We start from the raw sequence: 22,891 nt of genomic DNA, 5'->3' as shown, positions 1-22,891 counted from the left end.
CCTTTTCCTTAACGACGCCCTTGCCAAATGCGCTTCTGGTAATCATGAATCGCTCTATCCGAGCTGAACATCCCCATTCTGGCCGTATTCAGTACACAACGGCGAGTCCACTCCTCCGGTTCACGATATTGCGCATCCACCTGCCGCTGCACCTGACAATAAGGGTTGAAATCAGCCAGTAACAGATAGGGATCGCCCGCTTCCAGCAGGCTGTTCAACAGCGGAGCAAACGCTTGCCTGTCTCCCTGACTAAACGCGCCGCTGGCCAGTTCATCCAATATTTCACTTAGCAAAGGGGTATCAACAATGTAGTCCGCGGGGGTATATCCCCGCGCCTGTAATGCTTTTACCTGCTCAACCGTATGGCCGAAAATAAACAGGTTCTCCGCGCCAACCTGTTGCGCCATCTCGACGTTGGCGCCATCCCAGGTTCCCACCGTCAGCGCCCCGTTCAGCGCCAGCTTCATATTGCCGGTACCGGAGGCTTCTTTGCCGGCCGTCGAGATCTGCTCGGACACGTCGGCGGCGGGAATGATCCGTTCCGCCAGCGAGACGCGGTAATCGGGAATAAATACCACTTTCAGGCGATCGTTGCAGCGGCGGTCCCGATTAATTTTTTCCGCTACCTGGTTAATGGCGTAAATAATATTTTTTGCCAGCGCATATCCCGGCGCGGCCTTGGCGCCAAACAGAAAGACGCGCGGAACTATATCCAGATGCGGGTTATCACGCAATTGCCGGTAAAGAGAAAGGATATGCAACAGGTTCAGGTGCTGGCGCTTATATTCATGCAACCGCTTGATTTGCACATCGAACAGCGCCTGGGGGTCGAGCGTCACCCCGTAGCCATGTTGCAGATATTGCGCCAGCTTCACCTTGTTGTCATATTTTATCCGCCGGTAACGCTCGCGAAATGCGGCGTCATCGGCATAAGGCTCCAGCCCTTGCAGCGCGGGCAGATCGTTCACCCATTCGGCGCGCAGTGCGTCGTCAATCAACGCCGACAGCGCCGGATTGCACTGTTTCAGCCAGCGGCGCGGCGTAATGCCGTTGGTGACGTTGTGAAATTTGTGCGGCCAGAGCTGGTGATACTCCGGGAACAGATCCTTCACCACCAGCTCCGAATGCAGCGCCGCCACGCCGTTTACCGCAAAGCAGCTCACCACGCACAGGTTGGCCATGCGCACCTGGCGCCGATGACACACCGCCAGTTTCGCCCACACCCGGCGATCGCCGGGCCACTGCCGCTCCACCTGCGCTTTAAACTGAACATCTATTTGCTTGATAATGGCGAGATGGCGCGGCAGCAGACGGCCGAACAGCCTTTCGTCCCAGCGCTCCAGCGCTTCCGGCATCAGGGTATGATTGGTGTAGGCGAAGGTGCGCGACGTAACCGACCAGGCGTCGTCCCAGCTCATCCGGTGTTCGTCCAGCAGCAGCCGCATCAGTTCCGGGATCGCCAGCGTCGGGTGGGTATCATTAAGCTGGATAACCTCGTAATCGGGCAGTTCCGCCAATTTTCGCCCCGCCTGCAAATGCCGGCGCACAATATCGGCCACCGAGCAGGCGCACTGGAAGTATTGCTGCATCAGCCGCAGCCGTTTACCCGCCGCATGATCGTCGTTCGGGTACAACACCTTCGTCAGGCTGGCCGCCGTCACGCCGGCCTGTTCCGCCTTAAGATAGCGCCCGGCGTTGAACAGCGTCAGGTCAAACGGCCGGCGATGGCACGCCCGCCACAGGCGCAGCGGCTGGGTTTGGCCGTTGCGGTAGCCGATAACCGGCAGATCGCAGGCTTCGCCCCGGAAGAAAAAGTCGGGCCGCCACAATTCGCCGCCGTCATCCTGCCGCTGCAATTCGCCGCCGAAGCCGACGTCCACCGCCAGTTCAGGACGCGGGAAAAACCACGGATAGCCGTCGCGCCGCCAGTCGTCCGGCGTCTCCTGCTGCCGTCCCTGGGCGAAATGCTGGCGGAACAGGCCATACTGATAGTTGAGGCCGTAGCCGATCGCCGGCTGCCCCACGGTGGCCATGGAGTCGAGAAAACAGGATGCCAGCCGCCCCAGTCCGCCATTGCCTAAAGCGGGGTCGGTTTCCTGCTCCAGCACGTCGCTCAGGTTAATCTGCTGCTGCGCCAACACCTCGGCCGCGGCGTCATACCACCCCAGATTCAACAGATTATTGCCGGTAAGACGGCCGGGTAAAAACTCCATCGACAGGTAATTGACGTGGCGCGCCGCCGGCCGGGCTCCGGCGTCGTCCGGCGGCGCGGGAAAAGGGCAGGACGCGGCCAGCTGTTCGGCCAGTGCGGCGCTGACGGCGCGCCAGCGTTGCGCCGGCGTCATCCGGCTTAGGGAAGCGACGCCGTAATATTGCCGCTGGCGCAGCAACGCCGCGGCGAACTGTGATGGGTTAAACGCAGATGAAAACACTCGGTTAAACGGAAACAATGGCATGGCGCCTATCCCCTCTAGTCCATCACGGAAAAAGGCACGCCTGGATCAGCACAACTCCAACTGCACCTTATATTGTTCAATGATTTTCAGCACGCTGGGTGGTGGTAGTTGATCGGTAAAAAGATAATCGATCAAATCCATATTGCCCAGGTTTACCATGGCATTGCGACCAAATTTAGAATGATCCGTCACCAGCATGACACAACGGGAATTTTCAATGATTGCCCGCTTGGTTCGTACTTCATGGTAGTCAAACTCCAGCAATGAACCGTCCATGTCAATGCCGCTGATACCCAAAATACCGAAATCCAGACGAAACTGAGAAATAAAATCCAGGGTCGCCTCGCCCATAATGCCGCCGTCGCGGCTACGCACTTCCCCGCCGGCGAGGATCAAGCGAAAATCCTCCTTGGCCGTCAGCAGCGTCGCCACATTCAGGTTATTGGTCACCACGCGCAGATTTTTGTGCTGCATCAGCGCATGGGCGACGGCTTCGGGTGTGGTGCCTATATCGATAAACAGCGTCGCGCCATCCGGGATCTGGCTGGCGACCTTGCGGGCGATGCGGGCTTTCTCTTCCGACCACATCATTTTACGGTCATTATAAGCGGTATTAACCGAACTTGAAGGCAAGGCCGCGCCGCCATGATGGCGATGGATTTTATTCTGTTCCGCCAACTCGTTCAGATCCCGGCGAATGGTTTGCGGACTCACCGCAAAATGTTCCACCAGCTCTTCGGTACTGACATACCCCTGACGACGCACCAGTTCAATGATGCCCTCATGCCGTTGTGTTTGCTTCACGTTAATCCCCTAAGCGCCCGGCTTTACCGGGTATCGGTTTTATTGTAAGTATCCCAAAAGGCCATCAATAACCCGACGACTAATCCCGCCACATGCGCCGCATTGGCTATCGACATACCCAAAATATCGAAATATCCGGCTATCAGCCACAGCACGGCAAAAGCCATCAGACTACGCGGCATAAATAAACGGCCTTCGGGCTCCCTTTCCCCACGCAGCCAGACATATCCCATCAAAGCATAAACAACCCCGGACAATCCACCGAAGTGAACCCCGCTGAACCAGGACTGCGCCCAGCCGCTCGCCACTGAGGAAATCAGGGTAATCATCAACAGTTTACCGGTGCCCAGAACTTTCTCCACCGGCCCGCCCAGATACCACCACCACATCAGATTGAACAGAATATGCAGTAGGGAAAAATGCAGCAACGCATGGCTGAACCAGCGCCACAGCTGCCATTCCTGTCCGGCGTCCGGATAGGACAGCCACGCCATCACCGATTCGTAACCCGAAATCTGCATCAGCAAAAAAACCGCGATGGCGGCAATGATGATCGATAACGTCAGCGGCCCCGCCCGCTGCTGCAACGTTTGCAGATAGGAAAAGCGTTGATAGCGGATGCCGGAATCGGTGGAGCCGGTATGCCAGCTCGCCGCCTGATAGCGCGGATTGAACGGGTCGCGCAGAAAAATTTCCAGCGCCTGCCGCACCTCGTCCAGTTGCCGATCGTCCGCCAGCCACAGCTCGGCTTCCTGCCCGGCGGTACGCATTTCCAGACGGACGTTCCGCGTCTGCATGTAATCAACAAACGCCTGTGCCAGACGCGGGTTGGATAGGGCAATCACTCGGATCATAATCTTGTTGCAAACCATAGAGTAAGTTGATTGGTCAATATAGTAATAAAAATTCGTTTTAATAGGCAGGACAATCGCACCGCCATCTTCGTACCGCTTCTTTAGCGCGCCATCCTGATAAATATTCTTTACGTCACAGATAAAACCCGGCGTTCCCGCTAACATAACATGCGATTTTTGTTTACTTCCGTTTTGCCTGACAACATATGATCACAATCACTTTTTGGCCAGGTGGGCTCATTTACTCTTACCGTAAGGGCGGGAGCGATTATGTTTCTCATCGAACGAAGAAATAATATTCTGGCGTATCTGGATAAAAAAGAGCGGGCCGGCGTTGACTGCCTGGCCGATATGTTTTCGGTATCCAAAGAAACCATTCGCAGCGACTTAAATGCCTTGGCCCGATTAAATCTGGTGCAGCGCTGCCACGGCGGCGCCATTATTATCCGCCGCAGCTTACAGTCAAAACTCATTGCCGATACCGGAGGCGATTTCGAGGTACTTTTAACCCAGCTTAAAAGCCGGCAAAGAAATAAAAACCAGCCGAAGAAGGGAAATAAAATGCAAGGTAAGGTCTGTATCCTGGGCTCGTTTAACGTTGATATCGTCGCCAAAGTCGCGCGCTTCCCCAAAGGCGGGGAATCTTTGCTGGCGCTGGGCAGCACGCTCGGCCCCGGCGGGAAAGGCGCCAATCAGGCTATGGCCGCCAGCCGCGCGGGCGCCAAGGTGCATTTTGTCGCCAAGGTGGGAAAAGATCAATTCAGCCAGTTCGCCTACGATCATCTCTCTTCCTCGGAAATACTCTCCTTTAAACTCTACCAGTCCGATAGCGAACCGACCGGGAATGCCATTATTTATGTTTCCCAACAGGATGGCGAAAATATGATTGCCATTTATCCCGGCGCCAATAAAACCATTACCGATGATGAAGTCGCGGCTATTATGCCGGAGCTTGCCGACTCGAATGTATTATTGCTACAGCTGGAAAATAATTTCGCCGCCACGCTTAATGCCATGAAGCTGGCGAAAACATTAAATAGTAAAGTGGTGCTTAATCCCGCGCCCTATTCCCACGATGCGCTCAACTGTCTGGAATATGTCGACGTGATTACCCCCAATGAAACCGAAGCCTCGCTGCTTTCCGGTATCGAAGTGCGCGATTTGGCCAGCGCGAAACAGGCCGCGCAGAAGATTGTCGCCCTCGGCGCGGCGCGGGTCATCATAACCATGGGCGCGCACGGCGCCCTGATTCTCGACGACGGGCAATTCCGGCATATTCCGGCATTCCCCGCGCTGAGCGTGGACACCACCGGCGCGGGCGACGCCTTTAACGGCGCCTTTGCCGCCGCCATCGCCGGCGGCCAGAGCATCGCCCAGGCGGCGACTTACGCCGCCGCGTTCGCTTCCCTGGCGGTCGAGCGCGAAGGCGCGTCGAATATGCCGCGCCATCAACAGGTCATGGCCCGTTTGGCGCAGCGCTAGCCGCGGGCGTTTTCCGATCTTTCCGCTTTTAAGCACCGCATCCGCCGCAAGGAGTGAAGAATGAAAAAAATCGAAGGCATCGTTCCGGTCATGCTGACCCCCTTTACCGCACGCAACGACATTGATTATCCCGGTCTGGCAAAACTGATCGACTGGTATCTTGAGCAAGGCGTCGACGCGCTGTTCGCCGTCTGTCAGTCAAGCGAAATGCAGTTTCTCAGCCTGCCGGAGCGCCTGGCGCTGGCGCGTTTTGTGGTGGAACGGGTCGCCGGCCGTATTCCGGTGATCGCCTCGGGGCATATCAGCGACGATCTTAACGAGCAAATCGCCGAACTCCGCGCCATGGCCGAAACCGGCATTGATGCGCTGGTGCTGGTGACCAACCATCTGGACCCGCGCAATCAGGGCAGCGAGACATTCCATGCAACGCTGCATAGCCTGCTGGCGGCGCTGCCGCAAACGATGCCGCTCGGGCTGTATGAATGCCCGGCGCCCTACCGCCGCCTGCTGAGCGATGACGAGTTGCGCTATTGCGCCGATAGCGGACGTTTTGTGGTGCTGAAAGACGTCAGCTGCGATCTGCCGACCGTCGCGCGGCGGGTGAAACTGGTGGCCGGCACGCCGCTCAATATTATCAACGCCAACGCGGCCATCGCTTTTGACGCTATCAAGGCCGGCTCCAAAGGCTTCAGCGGCGTGTTCACCAATTTTCATCCCGAACTGTATGGCTGGCTTTACCATCACCACGCCCGCGATCCGGCGCTGGCGCAGGAACTGGCGATATTCCTCTCTCTGGCGGCGGTAACGGAGACGCTGGGCTACCCGAAAAACGCCAAAATCTACCATCAGCGGCTGGGAACCTTCGACAGCGAACATTGCCGGGTCAACAAAGATAACGTCCTGGAAAAATACTGGGCGTTAACCGTACTGCTCGATCAGATTCGCAGCGGCACCGAGCATTATAAAAAGAAAATAGCATCAATAAGATAAACAAATTTACGCCTCATACCCCGACAAGAAGGAACCATCACATGAATATGATCCGGTTAACCTCCTTAGCCACCCTGCTGATATCCAGCTCGGCTTTCGCCGCATGGCCGGAAAAACCCATCACCATTATCGTGCCCTGGAGCGCCGGCGGAAACACCGATACCGTGGCCCGTCTGGTTGCTTCCGGACTGCAAAAAGAGCTGGGCGTCAATGTCAACGTGGTCAACCGTACCGGCGGCAGCGGCGTCGTGGGCCATGACGCCATCAAGCGCGCCAGGCCCGACGGCTATACGCTCGGCATCGTAACGGTGGAGATCGCCATGATGCACCACCAGAAGATGGCCGAGCTCAGCTATCAGGATTACACGCCGATAAGCCGGCTGGCGGTGATTTACGGCGGGCTTCAGGTCGCCAAGGATTCGCCGTACCAGGACGCCAATCAGCTGATCGAGGCGATCAAACAGCAGCCCGGCAAACTGCGCGCTTCCGGCAGCGGGCTTAAATCGGTCTGGCACCTCAACACCCTGGGCATGCTGAAGAGCGCCGGCCTGCCGGAGGATGCCGTAAGGTTTATTCCGTCGCAGGGCGCCAGCGGCGCTTTACAGGAACTGGTCTCCGGCGGGGTCGATTTCGTCACCTCTTCGCCCGGCGAAGCCAAGGGCATGGTCGACGCCGGCATGGTGCGCCATCTGGCCATTATGTCCGCCCAGCCTTCCGAACTGTACGCCAGTATCCCGCTGTTTAAACAGGCCACGCCTTACGACTGGTCACTCACCACCTGGAATGTGCTGGCCGCGCCCAAGGGACTTCCCACCGACATTCAGACCACGCTGACCGCAGCGATGAAAAAGGTCTATGAGTCCGGGGAGTTACAGAAATTCGCCAATAACCAAGGCTTTGAGGTCGGCGCGTTATACGACGACGCTCTGTATCAGTTTATGCGCCAGGAAGATGCCCGTTTTGGCGAACTGCTCTCCACCGATAAATAAAACAGGCGGGTGTTATGCAAATAACACCTGATACGCCATGAGATTAGCGTTAGCGCTGCCGCTGCTGTTTTTACTCTTCGGGGGCGGTATTTTTCTTTATTCCTATATCGCGCTGGGGGATATCCGCTCTTTCGGCGCCGGTTTCATGCCAGCCATCATCGGCTGCCTTATCGTGCTGCTGTCCGCGTTGGATCTTATCGCCGTCTGGCGCGGAAAAGTAAAAAATCAGCCGGGCGTCACCGGCTGGCAGGATATCGCCAGCGTCGCCCTGCTGGTGGCGGTGGTGGTTTTCTATATTTATTGCGTCGAATTACTCGGGTTTATCCTGACCGCCAGCGTCATCATGGTCGGCCTGCTGCTGCTGTTTCTGAAAAATAACAAAATTCTCGCCTCCGTCGTCGCCGTCGGTCTTGCAGCCGGTATTTATTATCTTTTTTCGACAATACTGTTGGTGCCATTACCGTCCGGCACGCTTTTTTAATGGAGCCAGTTAATGGATATCCTGATTAACGCCAGTGAATATATTACCCTCAGCGCCATCATCGCTATTCTGGCCGCCGGGCTGTTCGGCCTGTTCGTGGGGGCGATACCCGGACTCACCGCCACCATGGCCGTGGCATTGCTGGTTCCCTTTACTTTTTTTATGGATCCGATCCCCGCGCTGGCGATGATGATCTCCGTCGGCGCCTCCACCATCTATGCCGGCGATATTCCCGGCGTCCTGCTGCGCATTCCCGGAACGCCGGCATCCGCGGCCTACGTGGACGACAGCTATGCCCTCAGCCAGCAGGGAAAAACCAATTACGTTCTCGGACTGGGGTTAAGCACCTCGGTGATCGGCGGCATTATCGGCGCCGTCGTCTTAACCTTCGCCTCCCCGTTACTGGCGTCGTTCGCCTTAAAATTCAGCTCGTTCGAATACGCCTGGCTGGCCCTGCTGGGGCTAAGCTGCTCCACGCTGATCGCCGGACAATATATCGTTAAAAGCCTGCTGGCGCTGCTACTGGGGCTGGCGTTGGCCACCATCGGTTACGATGAGTTTACCGGACAGCCGCGCTTCACCTTCGGCCAGGTATCCTTACTGGAAGGGATCAGCTTTATCCCGGCGATGATCGGCATGTTCGCCATCGCCAACGCCATTGAATATTACGCCAGCCGCAACGGCGCCGCGCCGGTAAACCATCCCGCTCACGCCGCGGAAAAGTCCTCTCTCAATATCCTCGCCGGTATTTTCCCGGCGCTGAAGAAAAACCGGCTCGGCATTGCGCGCAGCAGCGCCATCGGCACGCTGATTGGCGTGCTGCCCGGCGCCGGAGCGGATATTGCCGCCTGGATCTCCTACGCCGTGGCAAAAAAATTCTCCCGCAACCCGGAAAAATACGGTAAAGGCTCGGAGGAGGCGGTGATCAATGCCTCGTCAAGCAACAACGCCAGCCTGGCGGGCAGCTATATTCCCACCCTGGTATTCGGCATTCCCGGCGATTCGGTGGCGGCGATTGTTATCGGCGTGCTGTATATGAAAGATATGCAGCCGGGCCCTTCGCTGTTTATCTTTCACCCTGAAAAGCTGTACGCCATCTTTATGCTGTTTTTTATCGCCAACCTGGCCCTGCTGCCGCTGGCGCTGATTGTGGTCAATTTTCTGAAAAGGCTGATATCCGTTAATAAGGATATTATCTACCCCGTGGTGATCGTCTTCAGCATCGTCGGCGCCTTCGCCATGAATAATTCGATGGCCTCGGTGGTCGTGATGCTGGTTATGGGGGTTATCGGCTACTATTTGCAGAAATATCACTATCCCATCGCGCCGGTTATTTTAGGCATGGTGCTCGGGCCGATGTTTGAAAAGAGCCTGCTGTCTTCACTGATCAAATCGGACGGCGACTGGACGGCATTCGTCGAACGGCCGATATCCGCCTTTCTGGCCGCGCTTTTTCTGCTGGTGGTTATTATGCAGGGGAAAAGTATTATTCAGACCTTTAAAAACCGCGCGTAACGGCGAATCCGCCATCGGCGCGCGTTAACGCCGATGGCGGCGATACCGGCGCGGCACGCTCAAATCTGCGCGTCAATATCCTGGGGATAGCGCTGTTGCCAGGCCTCAAACCCGCCGTCAATGCTGTATACCGCGGCAAACCCCAGGCTAAGCAGATACTGCGCCGCATGGCGGCTGCTGATGCCGTGATAACAAATCACCATCACCGGCGCGTCAAGGTCCGCCCCGCGAACGAAATCCGCCAAATTTTCATTACTCAGGTGCGTCGCCCCGGGCACATGCGCCACGGCGAAGCTCTGCGGATCGCGGATATCCACCACCATACCGCCCTGTCGCCAGCGGGAATAGGCGTTTTCAATACCAATCGCTTCAAATTGTTCCATTAAAGGTTACAGCCTTGTTAATCACCGAGGGCGTTATTGTAACCCGCAAAGGCGCGTATTAAACCAGACAAACCATAGGGCTATGGCGAAAACTACACCAATATCACTTCCACATTCTGTGCGCGCAGCTGCGCCACAATCTGCGCATCGGCCTGCTTGCCGGTAATGACCACGTCGATCTGCTCCACCCGGCTGAACAACATCCCGGCACGTTCGCCAATCTTGCTGCTGTCCACCACCACCACTAGCTTGCCGACGTAGCTCAGCATCTTTTGTTCCGCCATCGCCGTCAGCATATCGGTTTTGTACAGCCCTTCCGCCGTCAGCCCCTTACCGCTGGTAAACATCCAGTGGCCGGCGTAGAGGCTGGCGTCCCCTTCCTGCGGCGCCAGGGTAATCGACTGACTTTTATTGTACTGCCCGCCCATAATGACCACGCTTTCGTGTTCCTGCTCAATCAGGTAGTTCGCCAGCGGCAGGTAGTTGGTGATCACCTGAACGTCTTTGCCGCATATTTCCTGCCCCAGCAAAAAGGCGGTGGAGCCGCAGTTAATCACCACGCTCTCCCCCGGACGGCACAGCTGCGCGGCGGCTTTGGCGATGCGCATTTTTTCATCCAGGTTCTGCGCCTGATAAATATTCAGCGGCGACCAGGCGGGACGCGGAATATTCACCGCTTCGGCGCCGTTGCGGACTTTGCGCAGCTTGCCCGATTCATCAAGCTTATTGATATCCCGTCTTGCCGTTGCCGGTGAGACGTCAAAATGCTCGATAAGATCGGCGACGGTAATCTGCCGCTGGCGTTGCAGGAAATCAATGATGGCATTATGGCGCTGAGATTCGGTCATACTGGCCCCGCTAAATGGATTCTGGATACCGATTATAATCAGCGTTTGCCGCAATTTGAATCATAACTTGTCAAAAGTACGCACGGAAATATCATCAGCGAATAAAACGCTCACCCTGCAGACCATAGACAAAGCCCATTATTAGGGAGAGCGTGGCGAGGGGCCGTAGCGGCTTAAGCCGCCGGAGCGCCCCTCGGTACGGTAGGCCCGGGTATCTCAGGCTTACAGGCGACTTTGTCAGCAATCTCAAGGGTTGACTACGCCGCCCCGCCGGTTTTACAGAAAAGATTTATACGGCAGATCCGGTTCGAGGGTAAAACAATCATCAAATCCGCGCGGATAGTGATACTCCAGATTATCCTTGTCCTGCGGCCAGGTGAACTTGCCGCCGACCTGCCAGATAAAAGGCTTGAAGCCATATTTCAGGCGATCTTTTTTCATTTCCCACAGCACGCGGATCTCCCGCGGGTCGGCCTGAAAATTCGACCAGATGTCGTGATGAAAGGGAATCACCACTTTGGCGTTCAGCGCCTCGGCCATGCGCAGCATATCGGCGCTGGTCATTTTATCGGTGATGCCGCGCGGGTTCTCGCCATAGGAGCCCAGCGCCACGTCTATCCGATGTTCGTTGCCGTGTTTGGCGTAATAGTTTGAATAATGTGAATCCCCGCTGTGGTAAAGGTTGCCGCCCGGCGTTTTAAACAGATAGTTCACCGCCCGCTTATCCATGCCGTCCGGCAATACGCCCGCCGCTTTCTCATCCGCCGGGAGCGTAATCAACGCAGTGCGGTCGAAGGCGTCCAGCGCGTGAATCTCAACGTCTTTTATGCTGATGATATCGCCCGGTTTCACCACGATGCAGCGTTCGCGCGGCACGCCCCAGCCTATCCATAGATCGACGCAGCTTTGCGGGCCGATAAACGGCACGGCGCCGGCGCAATTTTTCAACACCGCGGCGGCCACGTTCACATCGATATGATCGTTGTGGTCGTGGGTTGCCAGCACGGCGTCAATCTGACGAATGGCGAAGGGATCGAGGACAAACGGCGTGGTACGCAAATTGGGCTGTAGTTTTTTCACTCCCGCCATGCGCTGCATCTGATGACCCGTTTTCATCAGCGGATTGGCGTGGCTCTGTTTGCCGGTGCCGCACCAGAAATCCACACAGATATTCGCCCCCTCCTGCGACTTCAGCCAGATGCCGGTGCAGCCCAGCCACCACATGGCAAACGAGCCCGGCGCCACCTGCTCCTGTTCTATTTCTTCATTCAGCCAGCTTCCCCATTCCGGGAAGGTATTCAGAATCCATGACTCACGGGTAATGCTGTCGATTTTACTCATAGTGTGAACCTCATCATCGGTCGGCTTGGTACATTACTGAACAATAAAATCAAATAAAATCACAAAATGAAAATATATGATTTTATTTTGCGAATCTATCACCATTTTCCCATACTGACAATCGACGGCTTGCCGAACAAACGCGTTATCCGCAGATTCTCCGCTGACCCAAAATAGCGAAAACACAAATTAATCACATGAAAAATAACGATTAAAAATACAACTCAATTTTACTGATTGAGAATGATTTCCACTGGAAAGGATAATTGCGAAGTTACTCACAAATAATCAATAAATGTCTTTTTATGATTATTTATGATTGATAGAGTAAATGCGCCCTACAAAAAATGCCTGCCCGCGCCAGACTCATGCGGATATGACGCGCCACAGGATGACCGAAAGCCGAACGGAGTGCTTATGGAAACTCTCTATAACATCTTTACGATCTTCTTTAATCAGGTCATGACCAACGCCCCGCTGTTGCTGGGGATCGTCACCTTTCTCGGGTATTTGCTGCTGCGGAAAAGCGCCACTGTCATCATTAAAGGCACCATCAAAACCATCATCGGCTTTATGCTGTTGCAGGCCGGCTCCGGCATTCTGACCAGCACCTTCAAACCCGTGGTCGCCAAAATGTCTGAAGTTTACGGCATCAGCGGCGCCATCTCGGACACCTACGCCTCCATGATGGCGACCGTCGAACGCATGGGCGACGCCTACAGCTGGGTCGGCTATGCGGTGCTGCTGGCGCTGGCGCTGAATATTCTTTACGTCCTGCTGCGCCGGATAACCGGCATCCGCACCATTATGCTCACCGGTCACATCATGTTTCAGCAGGCCGGGTTGCTGGCGGTTTTCTTCTATATTCTCGGCTATCCGATGTGGACCACCATCATCTGCAGCGCCGTACTGGTTTCCCTTTACTGGGGCATTACGGCAAACATGATGTACAAACCCACGCAAGCGGTAACGGACGGCTGCGGTTTCTCCATCGGACACCAGCAACAGTTCGCCTCCTGGCTGGCCTACAAGCTCGCGCCTTACCTGGGGAAAAAAGAGGAGAGCGTCGAAGATCTGAAACTGCCGGGCTGGCTGAACATTTTCCATGACAACATTGTCTCCACCGCCATCGTTATGACGGTCTTCTTCGGCGCCATCCTGATCTCCTTCGGTCTGAATACCGTGCAGCAAATGGCCGGGAAAACGCACTGGACGATTTATATCCTGCAAACCGGCTTCCAGTTTGCCGTCGCCATTTTCATCATCGTCCAGGGCGTGCGGATGTTTGTCGCCGAACTCTCCGAGGCCTTTAACGGTATCTCCCAGCGTTTGATCCCCGGCGCGGTGCTGGCCATCGACTGCGCGGCGATCTATAGCTTCGCCCCCAATGCGGTGGTATGGGGATTTATGTGGGGCACCATCGGCCAGTTGATCGCCGTCGGCATCCTGATCGGCATCGGTTCTCCCATCATGATCATTCCCGGTTTTATTCCGATGTTCTTCTCCAACGCCACCATCGGCGTATTCGCCAACCACTTCGGCGGCTGGCGCGCGGCGCTGAAGATCTGTCTGGTGATGGGCATGATCGAAATATTCGGCTGCGTCTGGGCGGTAAAACTGACCGGCCTGAGCGCCTGGATGGGCATGGCGGACTGGTCGATTCTGGCGCCGCCGTTGATGCAGGGGCTAACGCTCGGCCTGTGGTTTATGAGCGTGGTTATCGTCATTGCGCTGATTTACATGGTCTTCGCCGGCCGCACCTTACGGGCTGAAGAAGATGCTGAAAAGAAACTCACCGAGTCCATGGAGAAATCATTATGACCGTACGAATTCTGGCCGTCTGCGGCTGCGGGCAAGGCAGTTCCATGATCATGAAAATGAAGGTCGGCCAGTTTCTGACCGAGCAGGGAATCGATCATAGCCTGAACAGCTGCGCGGTGGGCGAATACAAAGCCGAACTGAGCGGCGCCGACATCATTATCGCCTCCACCCACGTCGCGGATGAAATCACCGTAAGCGGCAATAAATATGTGGTTGGCGTGCGCAATATGCTCTCCGCCGCCGATTTCGGCCCGAAGCTGCTGGAGGTCATCAAGGCGCACTTTCCGGCGGACCTCAAGCAATAAGGACGTGACGATGAAACTACGCGATTCATTGGCGGAAAATCACTCCATACGACTGCAAGCCGCAGCCGATAGCTGGCAGGAGGCGGTAAAAATCGGCGTTGACCTACTGGTCGCCGCCGATGTCGTCGAGCCGCGCTACTACCAGGCCATTCTGGATGGGGTACAACGGTTCGGCCCCTATTTCGTTATCGCTCCCGGCCTCGCCATGCCACACGGCCGCCCGGAGGAAGGGGTCAAAAAAACCGGCTTTGCGCTGGTTACCTTGCAAACGCCGCTGATTTTCAATCATGAAGATAACGACCCGGTGGACATCCTGATCACCCTTGCCGCGGTCGATGCCAATACCCATCAGGAGGTGGGCATTATGCAAATCGTCAATCTGTTTGCAGACGAGGCCAACTTTGACCGCCTGCGCGCCTGCCGCACCGCGCGGGAGGTATTGGATTTGATTGACCGGACCGCCGCGGCGGCATGCTGATTAAGGAGTTTACCGATGTCTCATTTACCGATGTTACAGGTCGCGCTGGATAACCAGACGCTGGCCGATGCTTACCGGACCACCCGACTGATTGCCGAAGAGGTGGATATTATTGAAGTCGGCACCATCCTGTGCGTCGGCGAGGGGGTGCGCGCGGTCCGCGACCTGAAATCCCTTTACCCGCACAAGATTGTGCTGGCGGATGCCAAAATCGCCGATGCCGGAAAAATTCTGGCGCGCATGTGCTTTGCCGCGCAGGCCGACTGGGTGACCGTTATTTGCTGCGCGGATATCAACACCGCGGCGGGCGCGCTGGAGGTCGCCGGCGAGTTTCAGGGCGACATCCAGATCGAGCTGACCGGTTTTTGGACCTGGGAACAGGCGCAGGCCTGGCGCGATATCGGTATCCGGCAAGTGGTCTATCACCGCAGCCGGGACGCGCAGGCCGCGGGCATCGCCTGGAGCGAGGCCGATATCGACGCGATTAGGCGCCTGGCCGATATGGGCTTTAAGGTCACCGTCACCGGCGGGCTGGCGCTGGAGGATCTGCCGCTGTTCAAAGGCATTCCCATCCATGTGTTTATCGCCGGGCGCAGCATCCGCGACGCCGCGAGCCCGGTAGAGGCGGCGCGTGAATTCAAGCGCCGCATCGCCCAGCTCTGGGGATAAGGTGGCCTCATGCTCACGAAAGCGGTTCCTCTCGGTATTTATGAAAAAGCCCTGCCGCCGGGCGAAAGCTGGCTGACGCGGCTGCAACTGGCGAAAACGCTGGGCTTTGACTTTGTCGAAATGTCGCTGGATGAAAGCGACGGCCGGCTGGCGCGTCTCGACTGGAGCCGCGAACAGCGCCTGGAGCTGGTCAACGCCGTTTCCGCCAGCGGCATCCGCGTTCCGTCCATGTGTCTGAGCGCCCACCGGCGCTTTCCGTTAGGCTCGGAGGATGACGACATTCGCAATCAGGGGCTGGAGATCATGGGCAAGGCCATCCGCCTGGCGCAGGATGTGGGCATTCGCGTTATCCAGCTCGCCGGTTACGACGTCTACTACCAGCGGGCCAACGACCTGACCCGGGAGCGTTTTCGCCAGGGATTGCAACTGGCGGTGGAAATGGCCAGCCGGGCCCAGGTGACGCTGGCGATGGAGATCATGGACTACCCGTTAATGAACTCCATCAGCAAAGCGCTGGGCTACGCCAGCTACCTCAATAATCCCTGGTTTCAGCTTTACCCGGATATCGGCAATCTGTCGGCGTGGGACAATGACGTGCAGATGGAGCTGAGCGCGGGGAAAGGCCATATCGTGGCGGTGCATGTTAAAGATACGCGGCCGGGGGTTTTCAAAAATGTGCCGTTCGGCAGCGGCGTGGTCGATTTTACCCGTTGCTTTACCACGCTGCGGGAGAGCGGCTACTGCGGCCCTTATCTGATTGAAATGTGGAGCGAAACCTCGCCCGACCCGCTAACGGAGATCGCCGCCGCCCGCGACTGGGTTAAACGGCAGATGGCACTGGCCGGGCTACCGGTGGAGGAAATCGTATGCCAGAGCAACTGAAACAGCAGGTTTTTGCGGCGAATATGGCGCTGCCGCGCCACGGTTTGGTGACCTATACCTGGGGTAACGTCAGCGCCATCGATCGGCAACGGCAGGTGATGGTTATCAAGCCCAGCGGCGTGGCCTACGAGGTGATGCAGGCCGACGACATGGTGGTGGTCGATATGCAGGGAAAGGTGGTGGACGGAAAATACCGCCCCTCCTCCGATACCGCCACCCATCTGGAGCTTTATCGCCGCTATCCGCAAATCGGCGGCATCGTCCATACCCATTCCACCCATGCCACCGCCTGGGCGCAGGCGGGGCTGGCGATCCCGGCGCTGGGCACCACCCACGCCGACTACTTTTATGGCGATATTCCCTGCACCCGGCCGTTAACGCCGCGGGAAGTGGCGGAGGAATATGAAAAGAATACCGGCGTGGCCATCGCCCAAACCCTTGGCGACGGCAACCCGCTGCACACACCGGGGATCGTCGTTTATCAGCACGGCCCCTTCTGCTGGGGCAGGGACGCCGACGAAGCGGTCCACAATGCGGTGGTAATGGAAGAGGTGGCGAAAATGGCGTGGATTGCCTGCTCGATTAATCCGCGCCTGCGGGCGATTGACGATTATCTGATGGACAAGCACTTTAGCCGCAAGCACGGTCCCGATGCTTATTATGGGCAGCGCTAAGCTCCATAACCGCCCCCAAACACCACAATAACCCTTATTTTAATGTGACAATCATCACTAAATTGTTACCTCCATCACGCATAAATGTTTTTATCTGGTTAAGTATTGGCTGTATTGTTTGTTTTCGATTATCATAATGCGCGAAAACGAACATTTTAGCCGTTATTTTACTGGTGGAGGTAAAACGTGGAAACCAAAGATCTGATTGTGATCGGTGGCGGCATTAACGGTGCGGGCATCGCCGCGGACGCAGCCGGGCGCGGATTATCCGTCCTGCTGCTGGAAGCGCAAGATCTGGCCTGCGCCACCTCCTCCGCCAGCTCCAAATTGATTCATGGCGGCTTGCGCTATCTGGAACATTATGAGTTTCGTCTGGTCAGCGAAGCGCTCTCCGAGCGTGAAACCCTGCTGAAAATGGCCCCCCACATCATTTTCCCGCTGCGTTTTCGCCTGCCGCATCAGCCGCATTTGCGCCCGGCCTGGATGATCCGCATCGGTTTGTTTATGTATGACAATATTGGCAAGCGCGTTAGCCTGCCCGCCAGTAAAAGCGTGAAATTCGGCGCCGGCTCGGTATTGAAACCAGAACTGACCCAGGGCTTTGAGTATTCGGACTGCTGGGTGGATGATGCGCGTCTGGTGGTGCTGAACGCGCAGGAAGTCGTCAAGCGCGGCGGCGAAGTCCGCACCCGCACCAAAGTCATCAGCGCCCGGCGCGAACAGGATCTGTGGGTGGTGGAAGCCGTCGATTCACTCAGCGGCGAAACGCTCACCTGGCGCGCCAAAGGTCTGGTCAACGCCACCGGCCCCTGGGTGAAGGAGTTCTTTGACGACGGCCTGCACCTGAAATCGCCTTACGGGATCCGCCTGATCAAAGGCAGCCACATCGTGGTGCCCAAAGTACACGATCAGCCTCAGGCGTATATTCTGCAGAATAAAGATCACCGCATTGTGTTTGTGATCCCCTGGCAGGATGAATTCTCGATCATCGGCACCACCGACGTGGAATATCATGGCGATCCCCATAACGTGAAGATCGACGATAACGAAATCAGCTATCTGCTGGACGTGTATAACGATCACTTTAAGCAGCCGTTAAGCCGCGATGACATCGTCTGGACTTATTCCGGCGTACGCCCGCTGTGCGACGATGAATCGGATTCGCCGCAGGCCATCACCCGCGATTACACGCTGTCGGTTGACGATGAACAGGGCCGGGCGCCCCTGTTATCCGTATTCGGCGGCAAACTGACCACCTATCGCAAACTGGCGGAACATGCGCTGGATAAACTGGAAAAATACTATCCTCAGGCCGGAAAAGCCTGGACCAAAAATGCCGTGCTGCCCGGCGGCGATATTTCCGGTACACGTGATGACTACGCCGCCGCCCTGCGCCGCCGCTTTAATCTGCCGGAAGCGCTGGCGCGCCGCTACAGCCGCACCTACGGTTCAAACAGCGAACTGATTCTGGCCGATGCCAAAGGCCTTGATTCGCTGGGAGAACATTTCGGCCATGACCTGTATGAAGCGGAACTGCGCTATCTGGTGGAGAAAGAGTGGACCGTCACGTTGGATGACGTCATTTGGCGGCGGACAAAACTGGGTATGTGGCTGAATGAAGCGCAGCAGCGGCATATCGGCGAGTGGTTGGACGCTTATCATCATCAGGTGGCAAAAGTAGGCTAACATGCCTTTGCGGAACGTTTACATTTTTGCAAACGTTCTGCATCATTGGTAAGAAGCGAATTTTCTTCGTCGCTATTTTTCAAACTAAAAAACCGCTTTTACCGGCGGTTTTTTCTCTTCACCCGGATATACCTCATTTTTAAGCAATACCATTAATCCCGCTCATCATGGCATAAATCAAAAAATATTATATTCCGATCACATGGAATAGAATGTTTCCAGAAAAATATTAACATCGCATAAAACAACAAAAGAATAAATATTATTAACTACTGCTTATTTTATTTTACATAAATGACGCATTATATTTATTTATAGTTTAAAAAACCCATGTACATTTCACTTTTTGAATTACTAAACAAGAATAAGAATAATAATCAATATCGATAAACAGATTTAAAATAAATAATTTATAAGAGATTAGTCACAGAATAAAAAACATTATAACCACATCATGAGTGCGGTTAATGAAATGCATAAAAAGGTCCGATAGTAAAAACGTAATCCACGACGTCTTTGATATTTTGCTATGGGCTTATTTCATGCTCATTTATTTATTCCCGCAGATTTCAGGATGCAGGAAACCAACGCGTCTGTAATTTGCAAGATGGCGGGTTAATGCAGCCAACGCACATGCAGCTTGAAGTATGACGGGGATGTGGGGGATGAGAATTAAATGCCTAATCAGGTTGAACGTCCTTTATTGGATCTGGGGTTAACAAGGCTGGAATTTCTGCGAATTTCAGGCAAAGGCCTGGCGGGAATCACCATCGCGCCGGCGCTGCTTTCCCTGCTGGGATGCAGGCAGGAGGAGGTTAACAGCGGCAGCGTCGGGCTGACCACCACGCCGAAAGGGGTGCTGGTGACCAAAAGGGCCCGCTGCACCGGCTGCCATCGCTGCGAAACGTCCTGTACCACCTATAACGACGGCAGCGTCGGCTCCTTCTTTTCACGGGTGAAGATCCATCGCCACTTTTATTACGGCGACGGCGGTATCGGCTCCGGCGGCGGACTGTACGGCGATCTTAATTTTACCACCGACACCTGTCGACAGTGTAAAGATCCCGAATGTATGAAGGTCTGCCCGATAAAAGCGATCGCCTATAACGAGGAGCACGGCTGTATTACGGTCGACGCCAAACGCTGTATCGGCTGCGCCGCCTGTACCACCGCCTGCCCGTGGATGATGGCAACGGTAAATCCGCAGATCAAAAAGTCCGGTAAGTGTAATTTATGCGGCGAATGCGCCACCGCTTGCCCTACAGGTGCTTTAAGCATTATCGAATGGAAGGAAATTACGGTGTGAGCCGCCCGGCTTTACGTCTATCCATTTATCCATGACGATGCTTCACACTCAGGAAAATAAATCATGATCAACGGTTGGACTGGCAATATATTACGAATCAATTTAAGCAGCGGTGCGATTACCAAAGAAGACTCCAGCAAATATAAAAAATTTATTGGCGGAATGGGATTTGGTTATAAGATTATGTACGACGAAGTCGCCCCCGGAACCAAACCTTTTGACGAAGCCAATAAGGTGGTGTTCGCCGTCGGGCCGTTAACCGGTTCCGGCGCCCCCTGCAGTTCACGCGTTAATATCACCACGCTGTCCACCTTTACCCGCGGTAATTTAGTTATTGATGCGCATATGGGCGGCTTCTTTGCGGCCTATATGAAATACGCCGGCTACGACGCCATTATTATTGAAGGGAAGGCCGCCGCCCCGGTATGGATCAATATTCAGGACGACGAGGTCAGCATTGAAAACGCCGCGTTTCTATGGGGAAAAGGCACCCGCGCCACCACCGAAGAGATCTGCCGCGCCACCAATGTGGAAGCCTGCGTCGCCGCTATCGGCCCGGCGGGGGAAAATCTGGTGCCGCTATCCGGCATTCTCAACAGCCGTAATCATAGCGGCGGCGCCGGCACCGGCGCCGTGCTCGGCTCCAAAAACCTGAAGGCCATCTCGGTCATCGGCACCCGCGGCGTCAACGTCTCGAATCGGGAAGAACTTAAAAACCTGAACGATTACATGATGACGCAGTTAATCGGCGCCAATAATAACCACGTGGTGCCGAGTACGCCGCAAGCCTGGGCGGAATATTCCCATCCGAGATCCCGCTGGACGGCGCGTAAAGGGCTGTACTGGAAAGCGGCCGAAGGCGGCCCGATCGAAACCGGCGAAATTCCCCCCGGCGACCAGAATACCGTCGGTTTGCGTACCATGAAATCGGTATTCGACCTGGGGCCGGCGGCCGAAAAATACACCGTGAAAATGGGCGGATGCCACTCCTGCCCGATCCGCTGTTCGGCGCAGTTGAAAGTTCCACTGGCCGGCGAGTACGGCGTGCCGACCACCGGGGGCAACACCTGCGTCGCGCAAACCGCGCATAGCTCGATGTTCCCGCACGGCCCTAAAGATTTTGAGGAAAAAGGGGATGGCAAGGTCATCGCCAATTTTGTGGCGCTAAACGTGTTTGACGATATGGGGCTGTGGTGCAACTACGCCCAGCTACAGCGCGATTTTGTTTACTGTTATTCACACGACGTATTCAAACGCGTCCTTCCCGCGGATGAATACGCATCAATCCGCTGGGATCTTCTGGAGGCGGGCGATCCGGCGTTTATCAAAGATCTCTATCTGCGTCTGGCGCATCGTCAGGGGGAAATCAGCCATCTGGCGGACGGCTCTTATCTGCTGGCGCAAAGGTGGGGTCTGGGCGAGGAGTACTGGGCGGCCGCCAAAAACAAACTGTGGTCGCCGATGGGTTTTCCGGTGCATCACGCCAATGAAGCCTCGGCGCAGGTGGGGGCTATCGTCAACTGCATGTTCAACCGTGACGCCATGACCCACACCCATATCAACTACATCGGCAGCGGATTACCGTTAAAGCTGCAAAAAGAGATCGCCGCCGAACTGTTCGGTTCAGGGGATGCCTACGACGAAACCAAGAACTACACGCCGATCAACCCCTACAAAATCAAATACGCCAAATGGACCATCCTCAAATGTTGTCTGCATGACGCGGTGACATTGTGTAACTGGGTCTGGCCGATGACCGTGTCGCCCTTGAAGAGTCGTAACTATCGCGGCGACCTGACAATGGAAGCCAAATTCTTCGCGGCGGTAACCGGCGAAACCACCACGGAAGAGAGTCTGGATCTGGCGGCGGAGCGTATCTTCACGCTGCACCGCGCCTACACCGTGAAGCAGATGAATACCAAAGATATGCGCCATGAGCACGACCAAATATGTAGCTGGGTATTTGATAAAGACCCCGATATCCCGGCGTTTACCGAAGGCACGGACAAGATGGAGCGCGCGGATATGCAAAAATCGCTGACGATGTTCTATACGGAAATGGGCTGGGATCCCGAACTGGGCTGTCCGACCCGGGAAACACTGGTCAGGCTGGATTTGGAAGACGTCGCCGACGATCTGGCCGCCCGGGATTTGCTCCCCGCATAAGCGCTATCGCAGGGTATTGATTATGAAGACGACACCATCATTGACCGCAAGGCGCTCCGAGTCTGAAGAACAACATGACTCGCCGCCGGATTTAACGAAAAGACGACTGCTGCTGCCGTTATCCCAGCAGACTCAGGCGGTGGATAACGTTGTTGCGACGGACGAGGTTAGCGAACCCCAGGCGCCGTTTTTAGCCGTGGCGGAGTATATCCGCCGGCGTTCGGCGGCGGGCGAACTGACCAACGAAGAGGACTTTCAGCAGGTGCCTTACGCACTGGATAAGGAAACCGCCAGCCGGCTGTTTGAACAGATCGGCGCCAGCGAAGCCTGCGCGGACATTCTCTCCGTCAGCAACGATAAAGAGCGCTATTACTACTCGGATCGCAGCATCAGTCACAACTATGCGCGGATCCTGATTTTCACCCATGAGCAGGATATCTGCAAAACCATTGCCGACACCGTGCGTTTCGAGTGCCAGACCTATCCGCGGCCTTACAAGGTGCAGATGCTGCGGTTGCCGCCCTACTCTTTCGATCGGCAAAAGATCGACGAGGCGCTGCTTTTTTTCCAACGGTCCGCCGAGTTTCAGGATATCCGCCCTATTGCGGCTTCCAACGGCGAACCCTATTTGTTCAGCGAACGTTTTATGAGTTATGGCAAGGCAAAAGGGCTATGTGAGTGGATTGAGGTTGAACAGTTTGACAATCCTTAACCATTTTCTTATCAACGCGCGCCGGGGGAAAAAACCGCTCTGCGCCGCG

21 protein-coding genes are annotated in these 22,891 nt (G+C 55.6%); 15 read left to right on the top strand and 6 right to left on the bottom strand.

The window, feature by feature from the left end:
• Nucleotides 1-8: 8 nt before the first annotated feature.
• Genes malP through glpG form a run of 3 tightly spaced genes read right to left on the bottom strand, consistent with a single transcriptional unit; the run spans nucleotide 9 to nucleotide 4,114 of the window.
• On the bottom strand, nucleotides 9-2,456 hold the full coding sequence (malP, locus tag EH206_RS01840) for a maltodextrin phosphorylase (RefSeq protein ID WP_009111130.1): 2,448 nt from the start codon (nucleotides 2,454-2,456) through the stop codon (nucleotides 9-11).
• Between the two features lie 45 nt (nucleotides 2,457-2,501).
• Nucleotides 2,502-3,260, bottom strand: coding sequence for a DeoR/GlpR family transcriptional regulator (locus EH206_RS01835; RefSeq protein WP_009111129.1), 759 nt, complete (start codon nucleotides 3,258-3,260; stop codon nucleotides 2,502-2,504).
• 23 nt (nucleotides 3,261-3,283) lie between these two features.
• Nucleotides 3,284-4,114 (bottom strand): rhomboid family intramembrane serine protease GlpG, encoded by an 831-nt coding sequence (gene glpG / locus EH206_RS01830; protein ID WP_198008311.1) that lies wholly within the window; start codon nucleotides 4,112-4,114, stop codon nucleotides 3,284-3,286.
• Between the two features lie 270 nt (nucleotides 4,115-4,384).
• On the opposite strand from glpG, the gene rbsK reads away from it, so the two are divergent.
• From rbsK to EH206_RS01805, 5 genes are read left to right on the top strand one after another with little or no spacing between them, the layout of a single operon-like run.
• Nucleotides 4,385-5,596: a ribokinase gene (rbsK, locus tag EH206_RS01825; protein WP_009111127.1), complete on the top strand. Its 1,212-nt coding sequence runs from the start codon at nucleotides 4,385-4,387 to the stop codon at nucleotides 5,594-5,596.
• Nucleotides 5,597-5,656: 60 nt separating this feature from the next.
• A complete protein-coding gene (locus tag EH206_RS01820; protein WP_009111126.1) occupies nucleotides 5,657-6,586 on the top strand; it encodes a dihydrodipicolinate synthase family protein in 930 nt (309 codons plus the stop codon).
• Between the two features lie 41 nt (nucleotides 6,587-6,627).
• Complete coding sequence (locus tag EH206_RS01815) at nucleotides 6,628-7,575, top strand: tripartite tricarboxylate transporter substrate binding protein (RefSeq protein ID WP_009111125.1); 948 nt, start codon at nucleotides 6,628-6,630, stop codon at nucleotides 7,573-7,575.
• Nucleotides 7,576-7,612: 37 nt separating this feature from the next.
• On the top strand, nucleotides 7,613-8,056 hold the full coding sequence (locus EH206_RS01810; protein WP_009111124.1) for a tripartite tricarboxylate transporter TctB family protein: 444 nt from the start codon (nucleotides 7,613-7,615) through the stop codon (nucleotides 8,054-8,056).
• Nucleotides 8,057-8,068: 12 nt separating this feature from the next.
• The gene (locus EH206_RS01805; protein WP_009111123.1) at nucleotides 8,069-9,571 is read left to right on the top strand and encodes a tripartite tricarboxylate transporter permease; all 1,503 of its coding nucleotides are present in this window, start codon (nucleotides 8,069-8,071) and stop codon (nucleotides 9,569-9,571) included.
• Between the two features lie 59 nt (nucleotides 9,572-9,630).
• Here the strand turns inward: EH206_RS01805 and glpE are convergent, their stop codons facing one another.
• The 3 genes from glpE to ulaG form a co-directional block, all read right to left on the bottom strand.
• Entirely contained in the window at nucleotides 9,631-9,954 is a 324-nt protein-coding gene (glpE, locus tag EH206_RS01800; RefSeq protein WP_009111122.1) for a thiosulfate sulfurtransferase GlpE, read from the bottom strand.
• Nucleotides 9,955-10,046: 92 nt separating this feature from the next.
• On the bottom strand, nucleotides 10,047-10,802 hold the full coding sequence (ulaR, locus tag EH206_RS01795; RefSeq protein ID WP_009111121.1) for an HTH-type transcriptional regulator UlaR: 756 nt from the start codon (nucleotides 10,800-10,802) through the stop codon (nucleotides 10,047-10,049).
• Between the two features lie 276 nt (nucleotides 10,803-11,078).
• Nucleotides 11,079-12,143: an L-ascorbate 6-phosphate lactonase gene (ulaG, locus tag EH206_RS01790; protein ID WP_009111120.1), complete on the bottom strand. Its 1,065-nt coding sequence runs from the start codon at nucleotides 12,141-12,143 to the stop codon at nucleotides 11,079-11,081.
• A gap of 417 nt (nucleotides 12,144-12,560) precedes the next feature.
• Between ulaG and ulaA the strand changes: the two genes are divergently transcribed.
• The 10 genes from ulaA (at nucleotide 12,561) to EH206_RS01740 (ending at nucleotide 22,842) form a co-directional block, all read left to right on the top strand.
• Nucleotides 12,561-13,964, top strand: coding sequence for a PTS ascorbate-specific subunit IIBC (gene ulaA, locus EH206_RS01785; RefSeq protein WP_009111119.1), 1,404 nt, complete (start codon nucleotides 12,561-12,563; stop codon nucleotides 13,962-13,964).
• Nucleotides 13,961-14,269 (top strand): PTS ascorbate transporter subunit IIB, encoded by a 309-nt coding sequence (ulaB, locus tag EH206_RS01780; RefSeq protein WP_009111118.1) that lies wholly within the window; start codon nucleotides 13,961-13,963, stop codon nucleotides 14,267-14,269. The genes ulaA and ulaB overlap by 4 nt, the downstream gene beginning before the upstream one ends.
• 10 nt (nucleotides 14,270-14,279) lie before the next feature.
• Nucleotides 14,280-14,747 carry a PTS ascorbate transporter subunit IIA gene (gene ulaC, locus EH206_RS01775; RefSeq protein ID WP_009111117.1) on the top strand — a complete coding sequence of 156 codons (468 nt, stop codon included), beginning with the start codon at nucleotides 14,280-14,282 and terminating at the stop codon, nucleotides 14,745-14,747.
• A gap of 15 nt (nucleotides 14,748-14,762) precedes the next feature.
• Nucleotides 14,763-15,416: a 3-keto-L-gulonate-6-phosphate decarboxylase UlaD gene (locus EH206_RS01770; protein WP_009111116.1), complete on the top strand. Its 654-nt coding sequence runs from the start codon at nucleotides 14,763-14,765 to the stop codon at nucleotides 15,414-15,416.
• A gap of 9 nt (nucleotides 15,417-15,425) precedes the next feature.
• Nucleotides 15,426-16,298 carry an L-ribulose-5-phosphate 3-epimerase gene (locus EH206_RS01765; RefSeq protein WP_009111115.1) on the top strand — a complete coding sequence of 291 codons (873 nt, stop codon included), beginning with the start codon at nucleotides 15,426-15,428 and terminating at the stop codon, nucleotides 16,296-16,298.
• Complete coding sequence (locus tag EH206_RS01760) at nucleotides 16,283-16,972, top strand: L-ribulose-5-phosphate 4-epimerase (RefSeq protein ID WP_009111114.1); 690 nt, start codon at nucleotides 16,283-16,285, stop codon at nucleotides 16,970-16,972. Before EH206_RS01765 ends, EH206_RS01760 begins: the two co-directional genes overlap by 16 nt.
• A gap of 186 nt (nucleotides 16,973-17,158) precedes the next feature.
• Entirely contained in the window at nucleotides 17,159-18,658 is a 1,500-nt protein-coding gene (gene glpD, locus EH206_RS01755; RefSeq protein WP_009111113.1) for a glycerol-3-phosphate dehydrogenase, read from the top strand.
• 676 nt (nucleotides 18,659-19,334) lie between these two features.
• Nucleotides 19,335-19,964, top strand: coding sequence for a ferredoxin-like protein (locus EH206_RS01750; protein WP_009111112.1), 630 nt, complete (start codon nucleotides 19,335-19,337; stop codon nucleotides 19,962-19,964).
• Nucleotides 19,965-20,027: 63 nt separating this feature from the next.
• Complete coding sequence (locus EH206_RS01745; protein WP_009111111.1) at nucleotides 20,028-22,130, top strand: aldehyde ferredoxin oxidoreductase; 2,103 nt, start codon at nucleotides 20,028-20,030, stop codon at nucleotides 22,128-22,130.
• Between the two features lie 22 nt (nucleotides 22,131-22,152).
• On the top strand, nucleotides 22,153-22,842 hold the full coding sequence (locus EH206_RS01740) for a YdhW family putative oxidoreductase system protein (protein ID WP_009111110.1): 690 nt from the start codon (nucleotides 22,153-22,155) through the stop codon (nucleotides 22,840-22,842).
• The last annotated feature ends 49 nt before the right edge of the window (nucleotides 22,843-22,891 follow it).

It is taken from the genome of Brenneria nigrifluens DSM 30175 = ATCC 13028 (assembly GCF_005484965.1).
GTDB classification, from domain to species: domain Bacteria; phylum Pseudomonadota; class Gammaproteobacteria; order Enterobacterales; family Enterobacteriaceae; genus Brenneria; species Brenneria nigrifluens.
The sequence above is the reverse complement of the archived record's forward strand: the minus strand, read 5'-3'. Positions and strand labels throughout refer to the sequence as shown.

Excerpts from the sequence above, each read along its gene's own strand:
- EH206_RS01765 (WP_009111115.1), top strand. The coding sequence starts at position 15,426 with ATGCTCACGAAAGCGGTTCCTCTCGGTATTTATGAAAAAGCCCTGCCG.
- ulaG (WP_009111120.1), bottom strand. The coding sequence starts at position 12,143 with ATGAGTAAAATCGACAGCATTACCCGTGAGTCATGGATTCTGAATACC.
- malP (WP_009111130.1), bottom strand. The coding sequence starts at position 2,456 with ATGCCATTGTTTCCGTTTAACCGAGTGTTTTCATCTGCGTTTAACCCA.
- EH206_RS01745 (WP_009111111.1), top strand. The coding sequence starts at position 20,028 with ATGATCAACGGTTGGACTGGCAATATATTACGAATCAATTTAAGCAGC.
- EH206_RS01815 (WP_009111125.1), top strand. The coding sequence starts at position 6,628 with ATGAATATGATCCGGTTAACCTCCTTAGCCACCCTGCTGATATCCAGC.
- EH206_RS01740 (WP_009111110.1), top strand. The coding sequence starts at position 22,153 with ATGAAGACGACACCATCATTGACCGCAAGGCGCTCCGAGTCTGAAGAA.
- EH206_RS01770 (WP_009111116.1), top strand. The coding sequence starts at position 14,763 with ATGTCTCATTTACCGATGTTACAGGTCGCGCTGGATAACCAGACGCTG.
- EH206_RS01805 (WP_009111123.1), top strand. The coding sequence starts at position 8,069 with ATGGATATCCTGATTAACGCCAGTGAATATATTACCCTCAGCGCCATC.
- ulaA (WP_009111119.1), top strand. The coding sequence starts at position 12,561 with ATGGAAACTCTCTATAACATCTTTACGATCTTCTTTAATCAGGTCATG.
- EH206_RS01810 (WP_009111124.1), top strand. The coding sequence starts at position 7,613 with ATGAGATTAGCGTTAGCGCTGCCGCTGCTGTTTTTACTCTTCGGGGGC.
- ulaC (WP_009111117.1), top strand. The coding sequence starts at position 14,280 with ATGAAACTACGCGATTCATTGGCGGAAAATCACTCCATACGACTGCAA.
- glpE (WP_009111122.1), bottom strand. The coding sequence starts at position 9,954 with ATGGAACAATTTGAAGCGATTGGTATTGAAAACGCCTATTCCCGCTGG.
- ulaR (WP_009111121.1), bottom strand. The coding sequence starts at position 10,802 with ATGACCGAATCTCAGCGCCATAATGCCATCATTGATTTCCTGCAACGC.
- rbsK (WP_009111127.1), top strand. The coding sequence starts at position 4,385 with ATGTTTCTCATCGAACGAAGAAATAATATTCTGGCGTATCTGGATAAA.
- ulaB (WP_009111118.1), top strand. The coding sequence starts at position 13,961 with ATGACCGTACGAATTCTGGCCGTCTGCGGCTGCGGGCAAGGCAGTTCC.
- glpG (WP_198008311.1), bottom strand. The coding sequence starts at position 4,114 with ATGATCCGAGTGATTGCCCTATCCAACCCGCGTCTGGCACAGGCGTTT.
- EH206_RS01760 (WP_009111114.1), top strand. The coding sequence starts at position 16,283 with ATGCCAGAGCAACTGAAACAGCAGGTTTTTGCGGCGAATATGGCGCTG.
- EH206_RS01820 (WP_009111126.1), top strand. The coding sequence starts at position 5,657 with ATGAAAAAAATCGAAGGCATCGTTCCGGTCATGCTGACCCCCTTTACC.
- EH206_RS01750 (WP_009111112.1), top strand. The coding sequence starts at position 19,335 with ATGCCTAATCAGGTTGAACGTCCTTTATTGGATCTGGGGTTAACAAGG.